This window comes from Ilumatobacter sp., from assembly GCF_049588435.1.
Classification (GTDB): domain Bacteria; phylum Actinomycetota; class Acidimicrobiia; order Acidimicrobiales; family Ilumatobacteraceae; genus Ilumatobacter_A.
In genome coordinates this window covers 1-10,753 of sequence record NZ_JBAVYV010000109.1, presented here as the reverse complement: position 1 = coordinate 10,753, position 10,753 = coordinate 1, and the positions used below count along the sequence as shown (strand labels likewise).

Annotated in this window: 14 protein-coding genes; 9 read left to right on the top strand and 5 right to left on the bottom strand. The window is 62.4% G+C overall.

Annotation, left to right across the window (positions count from 1 at the left end; genetic code table 11):
• Positions 1–233, bottom strand: a 233-nt coding sequence (locus WBV89_RS04060) for a hypothetical protein (protein ID WP_423980061.1), incomplete at its 3' end; no start/stop codon positions are given.
• A 178-nt stretch (positions 234–411) separates the two neighbouring features.
• On the opposite strand from WBV89_RS04060, the gene WBV89_RS04055 reads away from it, so the two are divergent.
• Both WBV89_RS04055 and WBV89_RS04050 read left to right on the top strand, forming a co-directional pair.
• Positions 412–642, top strand: a complete 231-nt coding sequence (locus tag WBV89_RS04055; protein ID WP_423980060.1) for a FitA-like ribbon-helix-helix domain-containing protein — start codon at positions 412–414, stop codon at positions 640–642.
• A complete protein-coding gene (locus tag WBV89_RS04050) occupies positions 639–1,037 on the top strand; it encodes a type II toxin-antitoxin system VapC family toxin (protein ID WP_423980059.1) in 399 nt (132 codons plus the stop codon). The genes WBV89_RS04055 and WBV89_RS04050 overlap by 4 nt, the downstream gene beginning before the upstream one ends.
• Positions 1,038–1,291: 254 nt before the next feature.
• Here WBV89_RS04050 and WBV89_RS04045 read toward each other — a convergent pair whose 3' ends face one another.
• Positions 1,292–1,861, bottom strand: a complete 570-nt coding sequence (locus WBV89_RS04045) for a TetR/AcrR family transcriptional regulator (RefSeq protein ID WP_423980058.1) — start codon at positions 1,859–1,861, stop codon at positions 1,292–1,294.
• Between the two features lie 62 nt (positions 1,862–1,923).
• Between WBV89_RS04045 and WBV89_RS04040 the strand changes: the two genes are divergently transcribed.
• The 4 genes from WBV89_RS04040 to WBV89_RS04025 all read left to right on the top strand — a co-directional run bounded on the left by WBV89_RS04040 (position 1,924) and on the right by WBV89_RS04025 (position 5,846).
• Positions 1,924–2,436, top strand: coding sequence for a pyridoxamine 5'-phosphate oxidase family protein (locus WBV89_RS04040; protein ID WP_423980057.1), 513 nt, complete (start codon positions 1,924–1,926; stop codon positions 2,434–2,436).
• 286 nt (positions 2,437–2,722) lie between these two features.
• Positions 2,723–3,760 (top strand): IS110 family transposase, encoded by a 1,038-nt coding sequence (locus WBV89_RS04035; protein ID WP_423980056.1) that lies wholly within the window; start codon positions 2,723–2,725, stop codon positions 3,758–3,760.
• A 428-nt stretch (positions 3,761–4,188) separates the two neighbouring features.
• Positions 4,189–4,674, top strand: a complete 486-nt coding sequence (locus WBV89_RS04030; protein WP_423980055.1) for an RNA polymerase sigma factor — start codon at positions 4,189–4,191, stop codon at positions 4,672–4,674.
• A complete protein-coding gene (locus tag WBV89_RS04025; RefSeq protein ID WP_423980054.1) occupies positions 4,671–5,846 on the top strand; it encodes a hypothetical protein in 1,176 nt (391 codons plus the stop codon). The genes WBV89_RS04030 and WBV89_RS04025 overlap by 4 nt, the downstream gene beginning before the upstream one ends.
• A gap of 146 nt (positions 5,847–5,992) precedes the next feature.
• Here WBV89_RS04025 and WBV89_RS04020 read toward each other — a convergent pair whose 3' ends face one another.
• Positions 5,993–7,267 carry an IS256 family transposase gene (locus WBV89_RS04020; RefSeq protein ID WP_423980053.1) on the bottom strand — a complete coding sequence of 425 codons (1,275 nt, stop codon included), beginning with the start codon at positions 7,265–7,267 and terminating at the stop codon, positions 5,993–5,995.
• A 223-nt stretch (positions 7,268–7,490) separates the two neighbouring features.
• The gene (locus tag WBV89_RS04015; RefSeq protein WP_423980052.1) at positions 7,491–8,201 is read right to left on the bottom strand and encodes a VOC family protein; all 711 of its coding nucleotides are present in this window, start codon (positions 8,199–8,201) and stop codon (positions 7,491–7,493) included.
• Positions 8,202–8,576: 375 nt separating this feature from the next.
• Here WBV89_RS04015 and WBV89_RS04010 point away from each other — a divergent pair, with 375 nt between their 5' ends.
• The 3 genes from WBV89_RS04010 to WBV89_RS04000 all read left to right on the top strand — a co-directional run bounded on the left by WBV89_RS04010 (position 8,577) and on the right by WBV89_RS04000 (position 10,093).
• Complete coding sequence (locus WBV89_RS04010) at positions 8,577–8,993, top strand: cytidine deaminase (protein ID WP_423980051.1); 417 nt, start codon at positions 8,577–8,579, stop codon at positions 8,991–8,993.
• Between the two features lie 240 nt (positions 8,994–9,233).
• The gene (locus WBV89_RS04005; RefSeq protein WP_423980050.1) at positions 9,234–9,650 is read left to right on the top strand and encodes a hypothetical protein; all 417 of its coding nucleotides are present in this window, start codon (positions 9,234–9,236) and stop codon (positions 9,648–9,650) included.
• The gene (locus tag WBV89_RS04000) at positions 9,650–10,093 is read left to right on the top strand and encodes a MarR family winged helix-turn-helix transcriptional regulator (protein WP_423980049.1); all 444 of its coding nucleotides are present in this window, start codon (positions 9,650–9,652) and stop codon (positions 10,091–10,093) included. Before WBV89_RS04005 ends, WBV89_RS04000 begins: the two co-directional genes overlap by 1 nt.
• Positions 10,094–10,243: 150 nt before the next feature.
• Here the strand turns inward: WBV89_RS04000 and WBV89_RS03995 are convergent.
• The coding region (locus WBV89_RS03995) for an SAM-dependent methyltransferase (RefSeq protein ID WP_423980048.1) at positions 10,244–10,753 on the bottom strand (510 nt) is incomplete at its 5' end.

Sequence of the window (10,753 nt, the reverse complement as noted above, 5' to 3'; positions counted from 1 at the left end):
GCCCGGTGATTCCGACACTGCTCGTTCTCGGGCTCGTGTTCGGCGCGTTCGTACACGACCGCAGGTCGGCACTGCTTGTGGCGACAGCCGTCGTTGCGGTCTCGGTGTCGTGGGGAATTGCCGTCGGAGTCGCCGACGGCCAGCTGGAGACCGTGTTCGGCGGCGCAGCCCTGGGTGTTGGCAACCCAGGCGTGGGTGTCCTGGTCGCAGCGTCGATTCGAAGCATCGCACATCGGGTGAATGCTCCAACCACATCCAACTGACACACGAGAGTCCTGGTTGAGCACCGCACATTCTCGGACGGGTGACCACCCGCAGTCGTGCCGATCGCGAGCGGTCTGCGGGAGCGGTCCGGGCCGTTGATATGCGTGCGCGCTTGCAGTTGAGGCGAGGTGCAAGCATAATGAAAGCATGCCGAATGTCTTGATCCGAGACCTCCCAGCGGAAGTTCATGCGAGCCTGCAACGACGTGCCGAAGCAGCAGGACAGTCCCTCCAGCAGTACCTCACCTACGAGCTCTCACGCGTCGCACAATCCCCGACGCTCGCCGATGTGATGGAGCGGATCGCACAACGCTCGGGTGGTCAAGTCGGCTTCGAAACCGCCGTCGAAGACCTCGCCGAGGAACGCGCGCAGCGGTGATCGTCATTGATGCATCGGTGCTGGCCAACGTGGTCGGTGACGACGAGTCGGCGGGGGTACTTGCGCGTCGTCGGCTGCAGGTGGCAGGCGCCGCATCCGCGCCTGACCTCGTCGATGTCGAGACGGTGTCGGTTCTTCGTCGTCGTTGGTTGAAGAGAGATCTCACCGATGAACGTTTCCGCGATGCGGTCGACGATCTGCTGGTGCTGCCGATCACTCGGTTTCCAACGGGTGCTTTGATGTCGAGAGCGTTCGAACTCCGAGCGAACGTCACGGCGTATGACGCTTGCTACGTCGCTCTCGCCGAGGCTCTGGAGTGCACGCTGGTGACATCCGACCAACGACTGGCCAACGCTCCAACCATCACCTGCCCGACTGAAATCCTCCGGCAGTAGAGAGTCCCGACCTCATCTGACATCAACCGTCAGATGGCCGTCATTCTCTGACGCCTGACCGGGCGAAAAGTGCCGATCCAGAGCACTCTCTGCGGTGCCGGATCGATGTTGTTCTGAGCGGGTCGGTGGCACTTTGTTTGTTTGGAGTGCATCGCCGGTTTGGGCGGTCGGGCGCCGTTCGACGTGGCTGTGCTCCCGCGCCCCATCGGCTGGGTCGTCCTTGGATGTTCGTTGGTGGTGTTGCGGTTCGTCCGTCAGGAGAAGTCCGTACGTCTTTCGAGTCGGGTGGTGATGCCAGCGATGATGATGTGAAGTCCCTCCTGGAACGCAGCGCGCAACGTTTCGAGATCTGTGTGATCGCGTCCTGGTGAGGCTGCACCGAGTGCCGAGCCATGCACTGCGTCGACGATGATGAACATCGTGGGCTCGATGAGTTCGGTCGCGAGTCCGCTGTCGGAGATCGCAGCCACCAGAGTCTTGGTGGATGTCAGCCCGCCGGCGGCGATTTCGGGGTTCGAGAGACCTGCGAGTGTCAGCTCTCGATGCTTCGTGACGATGTCCCAGTAGCCGAGGGCCCATTGCTCGATCCGATGATCCCACGGTGCCGAGGGCGCAGGCGGTTCCGCCATCTCTGAGAGTGCATGCGCAGTGATGAGCGCCAGTAGCGCCTGCTTGTTGGCGACGTGGTGGTAGATCGCCATCGCGTCGACATCGAGTGCCTTGCCGAGCTTTCGCATGGAGAGCGCCGCGAGTCCGTCGTTCTGGACGATCTGATAGGCGGATTCGACGATGCGTTCGACGGTGAGGGGTCGCGATCGCTGCATGGTCTGATCTATTCTACGCTGTAGAGTACTGGTTCTACAGCGTAGAGCGAAGGGAATGATGCATGTACGAACAGCCGGCCGACTTGGTGGAACTTCAACGGACGATCGATGAGAGCTTTGCTGCGGCAGGCTCCCATCTACGAGAGATCGCCACGCCCGACAGGCGGCCCGATGCCGGTGAGATCGCCGATCGCCTCACGGGTATGCGACTGCTGGTGCTCGCAACCTCGACCCGCGACGGTCGTCCGATCAACGGTCCCGTCGACGGGATCTTCTACCGAGGGCGATTCCATTTCGGTTCATCACCACTATCACTGCGCTATCGCCACCTCTGCGAACGTCCGGCGGTCAGCGCCACGCACCTCCCGGATGAGTCATTCGCAGTCACCGTTCATGGTGACGCGGAGTTCATCGATATCCATGCCGAGGAGCACGCGGAGTTGAAGCAGACAGTGCTCGACATCTACCTGCCCCTTTACGGCGACAAGTGGACCGAGATGCTGGACAGCGGTGCCTGGTACGCACGCATCAATCCCAGGCGGATGTTCACCTTCGCCATGACCGATCCGGACTGACCGGACGGCTCCGCAGGAAAGCCGGCGGCCGCATCGTTCTGGAGCGCCTGGACGAGCGCGGACGTGCCTGATTGAGTCGAGGGTGCGTTGCGGCGGTCGTCGTAGCGTCGGTGGTGCCGGTCGGCTGGCTCTCTATGTGCCTGCCACCTGCGGGTTGGCTTTCTAACGAACTGTCGGCCGGTCGGTGCCATTGCCGTGGTGTGGCTCGAAAGAGGCGCGAACAGTTCGGCTCGAATCAGGAGTGCCCACCTCGGTTCCACCCCGCCGAGAGAAAGGCACCATCTCCATGTCCACCATCACGATCGGGATCGACCCCCACAAGGCGTCCCACACCGCGGTTGCAGTCGACGAGTTCGAGACAGTCGTTGACGAGATCCGCATCCGTTCCTGTCCAACCCAAGCCGTCCTGCTCCGCGAGTGGGCTGACGGATTCCGCGACACCCGAATCTGGGCAGTCGAGTCCGCTCAGGGTCTCGGCTACCTGCTCTCCCAGCAACTGATCTCGGCCGGCGAAACGGTGATCGATGTGCCAGCGGTGCGCGCCTCGAGAGTGCGCACGCTCAGCACCGGGCGGTCGCAAAAGAACGACCCCAACGATGCCCGCTCGGTCGCAATCGCAGCACTCCGCGCGAACGATCTAGCCGAAGTGTTGCCCGACGACCACACCCGCATCTTGCGGCTGTTGGCCAAACGGCATCGCGACGTCGGCAGGACAAAGAACCGCGAGTGCTGCCGGCTGCACTCGCTGTTGTTGGAGATGTTCCCCGGCGGCGCCGACTTCAAGATGTCATCGATGACCAGGGTCAACGCGATGCTCGACACGTTCACACCGGTCGACTCGATGGGCCGCCAACGCCTCGAGATCGCACACGACTTCACCGACGGGATCGACGATCTCACCGGCCGGTTGAAGACCTCAAAGCGGCGCCTCACCGCCGCGGTCAAAGCGTCGGGAACCTCGCTCACCGACATCTGCGGGCTCGGGCCGATCACGGCTGCGATCATCATTGGCAATACCGGCAACATCGACCGCTTCGCGACCAAGGCGCACTTCGCGAGCTACAACGCGACGGCTCCGATCGACGCATCGTCGGGACCCAAGGTGCGGCACCGATTGAACCCGCGCGGCAACCGGCAACTGAACTGGGCAATCCACGTCGTCGCAATCAGCCAACTCCGTCACGACACCGTCGGCCGCGCGTTCTACGACCGCAAGATCGAAGAAGGCAAGACACCCAAAGAAGCCATCCGAGCGTTGAAGCGACGGCTCTCCGATGTCATCTACCGGCACCTCGCCAACGACGCCCGACGACTTCGCAGCTGAGGATCAAGTGGGCCCGGGAGGACACTCAGGAACGACTCTGTCTCCAGCGTGACCGGCTCTGCATCCTGAATAGCCGGCTCTTCGGACAAGTCACTTCCCGGACCCGAACATCGACACTACGACCAGCCCCGACCGCGCAGCAAGGGGCCGACGACACGCGCCCCGACACTGCCGAAGACCCCCTTGACAACCAAAGAGGCTTCGCTACGAGCTGTTTGTGGTGATTCAGTCGTCCGGGATTATGAGCGGTCGAAGTCCGTCGTTGCGGCCTGGCGTCATGCGGTTCAGAGCGCGTCGATCACTGCGTCGAGGCTTGCCGCGTTGGGCCCACCTCGTGCTGATCTGAGGTTCTTTGGAACCGATCCGGCGTCGGTGAAGTCGATACTTGTGTGAGTCGAACTATCGGACAGAGCCGAATGAGAGATCCCATGTCAGTCCCCGGTGCCGAACACGTCGACGCACGGTTCCAGGACTTCTACCGGGATCATTTCATCGCGACAGCACGGCTGGCACGGATGCTCACCGGCAATCCCGACGTGGCTGACGACCTTGCCCAGGAAGCGTTCATGCGTGTCTATCAATACGCGCAGAACGCCCACACGAGAATCGAGAACCCGGCGGCGCTGTTACGCACAACGACCACGAACCTGTGCCGAAGCTGGCACACCTCGCAACGGCGAGCACAGCTGCGGATGGTCCGCCACGGCGCAGATGCGGTGTCGTTGAACGAATGGGATCGAGAACTTGACGACACCCTCCGCCGGTTGCCCTACGACCAGCGCGCCGTCATTGTTCTGCGCTACTGGCTCGGGCTCTCCGAAGCCGAGATTGCCGACTCACTCCAGTGCCGGCCCGGCACCGTCAAGTCCCGCCACGCACGCGCCATACGAACACTTCGAAAGGAACTGTCATGAACTACAACGACCAGAACCCCACCAACGATCCGTTTCGAGCACGCCTCAGCGCCGGCCTCGACCACATTGCCTCCACCACTCCAGCACGTGAACCTGGACAGTTCGATCCCAACGCAGTGCCGCTCGCGGTCAGCGGAGCGACGCCCCAACGGACCGGCGCATACCTCATCGCAGCAGCAGCAGTGGCTGCACTGACCGTCACCGGGCTCGTCTCGATTTCTGGGCGCACCGAGCAACAACCCGCCCAAGCCGACCAGACAGCCCCCGACGCCTTGCCCGCCACGACCCCCGCACAGACCGCTTCGACCGCACCGACCGCTTCGACCGCTTCGACCGCTTCGACAACTCCACAGGCTGTCCGAGGCGTACCCGTCTGCGGCGCAGAACTCCCCGTGACCATCGACATTCCAACAGCAATCGGCGACGCAAATCCGGGACCGGCCAAAGATGCGCCGACTGGCGAAGGTCAACTCGCGCAGCATTGGAATCTGCCCGGCGGGACCATTGAGTTTCGCTGGCCGGCCGACGCCCGCGAGATCTACGACCTCGACGCGAAGCGCGGCAACCGGACAGCATTCGATCGGATGACCATCGGAATCCCAGAAGACGGAACGCAAGCGATAGTCAAAGCACCCAACATCGACGCCCGTCTCGACGAAGCCGAGTTCGGAGCCGCCGAGCCCGACGCGTCAGCACCAGAACTGTCCACGATGACAATGACAGCAACCAACACCGCTGCCTTCGAGCCGCCCTGCAACATCATGCAGGTTCGCTACATCGACCTCGACGGCAACCAACTGACCCTCGGATACAACACAACCGACTTCAATACCGAGCCGTCATTCGGCATCGACCTGAATCCCCTCATCACGTCGAGCGCCGACGCCACTTCAGCGCCCGATGCAGCCAACACAGCCGGCTGCGGAGACAGCGATATCAACGGCGACGTCGCTGGACCGGCCGCTGGCACACCAGCTGATGCGCTCGCAGGATTCCTCCAATCCGAACAGGCACCCGCCGGGTACGTGCAGAGCGGCTACGCCGAATTCAAGATCAGCGACAACGAGGTCGACTACGCGGTCATCATCGACGGAAACCTCATCACTCTCATCACCGTCAACCAGACCGACTCTGCCTGGGCTGCCACCCACGTCACTTCCGCTGGCTGCTGACACGCAGAGGTTCAGAGGCGCCGGGCTGATCGCCCCATGACGAGCCCAGCCACCCACAAAGCTCTGCGATGACTCTCTGAAGAGGGTCTATCAGATGAGTGGTGTAACTGATCTGGCTCATTGTTGGTGTTGGTGATCGTAGGGCCTCAGAAGAGGCGGCCTTCGAAGGTGATGGCGAAGGCGTTGAGGGCGGGCTTCCAGCGGTTCATCCAGCGTTCCTGACCGGTGCCTTTCGGGTCGAGCGATCTGACGACCATGTAGAGGCATTTCAGCGCGGCCTGCTCGTTGGGGAAATGCCCACGGGCTTTCGTGGCTCGCCGGAACCTGGCGTTCAACGACTCGATCGCGTTCGTCGAATAGATCACCCGACGGATCTCGGGCGAGTAGTCCAAGAACGGAACGAACTCGGACCACGCGGATGACCACAAGGTTCTGATCGCCGGATATTTCTGGCCCCAGACCGAGTGGAACTCGTCGAGGCGGCCGGCAGCATCAGCTTCGTTCACCGCGGTGTAGACCGGTCGGAGATCGCGGGCCATCTTGTCCCAATCAGCACGTGAGGCGAGACGGAACGTGTTGCGGATCAGGTGCAGCACACAGGTCTGCACGACCGCCAACGGCCAGGTTGCTTCGATCGACTCGGGCAGACCCTTGAGGCCGTCGCACACGACCATGCAGGCGTCTTCGACGCCACGGTTCTTGATCTCGGTGAGGACCTGCAACCAGAACTTGGCGCCCTCACCACCGGTGCCGACCCACAACCCGAGAATGTCGCGTTTGCCGTCAACGGTGACCCCGATCGCCGCGTAGACGGGCCGGTTCGCGACCTGGCCGTCGCGGATCTTCACGACCAAGGCGTCGATGAACACGACTGGGTAGACGCGGTCGAGGGGCCGGTTCTGCCAGTCGGCCATCTCATCGAGCACCCGGTCGGTGATCTTCGAGATCGTCTCCCGCGAAATCTCCGTCGAATAGACCTCCGCCAGATGGGCTTCGACCTCACCGGTCGTCAACCCTTTCGCTGTCAACGAGATGACCATCGAGTCGACCCCATCGAGACGGCGCTGGCGCTTCTTCACGGTCTGCGGTTCGAAGCTCCCGTCACGATCTCGCGGGACGTCGAGATCGACCGGGCCGATCTCGGTGATCACCGACTTCGACCGGGCACCGTTGCGACTGTTGCCGTGGTTGCGGCCCTCGGCTGCGTGTTTCTCATAGCCGAGATGCTCGTCCATCTCGACCTCGAGCCCGGTCTCGAGGACCTGCTTGGTCAAATCGGCCAGCAACCCGCCCGGGCCGACCAGGTCGACCCCGTCGGCTCGGGCTTGTTCAACGAGCTGCTCCGCGAGCGGCCGCTCGTCGGGCTGTTTGATCCCATCGCTGTTCGACGGTGAAGGCACCGTCACATCATGGTCTGTCATTGTCTGTCCTTCCGGCCGAACCATGCGGTTCAGCGTTTCAGGCCAGACCAGTTACACCGCGGATCTGACAGTCCCTCTGAAGACGCCTGCTTGTCAGCTGATGAAGGCGACAGCGTTATCGAGTGCCTGGCCGAGCGCCGATCTTTCGCTGTCGCTGTCCGTGGACGGTGCTGGAAATGTGGGCGCTTGATCGGGGGTCGTGCGCAATGTCGGGCCCGCTCGGCTAACGGGGAGTCAAGACGCAGAATTCGTTGTTGTCGGGGTCGGCCATCACGACCCAGCTGACGTCACTTTGCCCGATGTCGATGCGGGTCGCGCCGAGTTCAATCAGTCGATCGACCTCGTCTTGTTGGCTGATGTGGATCGGCGGTGCGATGTCGAGGTGGAGACGGTTCTTGCCGGACTTGGACATCAGAGGTGGTCCACTCCATTGGATGATCGGGCCGGTTTCGTGGGGTGCACGGATCGCGGTCTCTTCGTCCTGGTCCCAGATCAACGGCCAACCGAGTACCTCGCTCCAGAACTGGCCGGTCTTGCGAGTTCCGTCGGCGTTGATCGCACCCAGACGTGGGCAGCCAGCAAGGAAGTTGCTGTGCGGAGGGATGATGCAGAACTCGTTGCCCTCGGGATCGGCGAGCACGACACGACCTTCGTGTGCGCGCTGGCCGACGTCCACGTGGCGGGCGCCGGCTTCGATCAACCTGTCGACGGTGTCGTGTTGATCTTCGATCGACGTCGTGGTCAGGTCGAGATGGATGTTGTTCTGACCCGCCTTCCTTTCCGCGGTCAGCTCGAAGAGGATCTCGAAGCCGGTGTCATCGGTTGGGACCAGCGAAGCCTCGCCATCGGATTCGCTGATCTCCCAGCCGAGCGCGTCGGCCCAGAACGCTGCCATCGACTGCGGATCGTTGGCATCGAGACACAGCGAGATCACGCGGGAAGTCGCCTCGCGCTGCGTCACAGCAGATGTCCGGTCAGGTCGGGGGTTGTGGTCAAGGGAGCCTCCAGTGATTCGGGGTGCGCATTCGGAATCAGGACCGTCGATGAGGAAGATGGGCATTGCGACGAGGCGTCAAAGGCACGATCCATGCCTGAAGGTTCGCACGCTCGAACTTTGCGATGCCAGCACGATTTCGGCGACGACGGGGACTTTCCACCTGCGAACCCGGCGAGCGTTCTCGCGCGCCTCGCCGATCGCCGACGTGCCGATCGGGAGTGGTGGTTGGTGGTTCGGCGCGTGAGTGTTCTGGAGCGGTGACGACCGGACTGTTCGAGACGGACTCAGGCGGGCGACCACTACGTTGATCCGGTGACCGACGACGAGCAGGCAGAGCTCTACACCTCCGCCGTGACTCTGGCGCAAAATCACCCCGCCAGATTCACGGACGAAGATGAAGGGATCGCCGCAGCGGCGCTCACCGAATCGGGTCTGACACTGCTTGGCGTATCGATCGATGCCATGGTCACGAGCGCTTGTCTGTGTGCAGAAACGGGACCGATCTGCGAAGCACACCGCACCGGCGATCGCATCATCGCCAGCATCTGCGTTCGTTGGACCGAGAGCGACGGGCCGATGGTCCTCGCTGCGTGTGGCGTCTGCCAGGAACGACTCGTGATGTTCGGTCGCGACGTCATGATCGGCCTCCCCGCAGACGACAGTCGGCAGTTTCGGTTCGTGCCGTTGGCGGACCTGCGTCCATCGCCCTGGTGGGACGCCTGGAACTGACCCGCTCCTGCACCACGGGCCCCGGCCTGACGGTGAAGAACTGAGACTTTCTGAGCGGCCGCACCAGATCAGACGTGCCGATCAGGAGCGGTCTGACGGTGCTGATAGGTCGAACATTCTGAGCGCTGGCAGTAGCCGCCGCACGTCCAGCGATGCGTCGGCAGAGTGGCGCCCGACGACCTGCCACGCAGTACTTGAAATGGTCTTGACGTATGGGATCTTCATATACATGCTTAGTACATGGATAATTCCCGACCGATCGGCTACTGGGTGAAGCAACTCGATGAACTCATCGAGCGCACGCTCGACCAGGCTCTCGAACCCTTCGGCCTCCGACGACGCCACTGGCAGACCCTCAACCTCATCGCAGCGGGCAAACGTCGCTCCGTCGACGTCACCGCCGGAATCGCTCCCTTCCTCGAACCTTCAGACGGTGCCGAGAGTCTGTTAGACGATCTCACCGCCACCGGATGGCTCGAACACACAGATGACTCCTTCGATTTCACAGACTCCGGCCGATCGCGGTTCGAGACGGCGCACCAAGCCGTCACGACTTCACGAACACGAGCCAGCGAAGGACTCTCCAGAAGTGACTACGAAATCATGGTCGCCACCCTTCAAGCCATGTGCCAGAATCTCGAACGAGCACAACAGTGATGATGGCCAAGCCCGACTCCGTCCAACTCGTCGCGGATGCACTACTCACCCTTCGACGAAGGCAACGGCGCGGACATCTCGCCGGCAGTGCACCCCTTGATCAGATTCACATCGCCGAGATCGCAGACGTGGTGGCAAGTCACGACCAGCCGGTCACGGTAGGAGACGTTGCCCGAGAACTCATGATTGACCCGTCCCAGGCCAGTCGACGCGTCGCATCATCGGTCGACGCGAGCATCGTCGTCAGAGTCCCCGTACAGCACGATGGTCGACTCAGCGGACTACGACTGACCAGGAAGGGTCGGAGTCTCGTCGGTGACGTCCAACAACGGCGACGCATCGCTGTCGAAGAGCCGATGCAGTCATGGACGCAGACCGATCGGCAACAACTCGCGACTCTGCTCACACGACTCGTGAACGACCTGGAACCCGACCAAGGCTGACCAAATCAGCGCCATTCTGGAGCACGTATCCGCCCGAAGATGTGCCTGATTCGAAGCGGTCGGTGTGCGACGGATGGCCTGTTGATCTGCGGTCTCGGCGGTGCAACAGAGTTGGTCCCTCACGCTCGGCAACTCATGGAAAGTGTCGACCTACGAAAGGCGCCACACCGAGACGTGGGAGGGCGAGTCGGCGGTGAATTCGCTGCGGTGCCAGCCGGCCCAGCGCGCCTCGAGTTCCATTCCGGCGAGCTGGGCCATCAGGTCGAGTTCGGAGGGCCAGACGTAGCGGAAGGCGCCGGAAATGCGAGTGACCTGGTCGCCATCGAAGCGAAAGTGGCGCGAGACGAGGATCTGGCTGTCACGGTCGACGTACTCGTCGAATCCGAGGTAGTCGTCGGTCCACGCGAACGGGCGAACCGTCTGTCCGGGCGGTAGCTGATGGAGCTGAGGAACGCCGACCTCGATCACGAATCGTCCTCCCGGCCGCAGGTGAGCTGCGGCATTACGAAAGCACGCAACTTGCTGGGCTTGGCTGCGCAGGTTTCCGATCGTGTTGTAGACGAGGTACACGAGTGAGGCATCGGTTCGCATCACCGTCGAGGTCATGTCGCCGACGATGGTGTCGATGGCATCGGATCCGGGCTTCTTGCGCAACTCGGC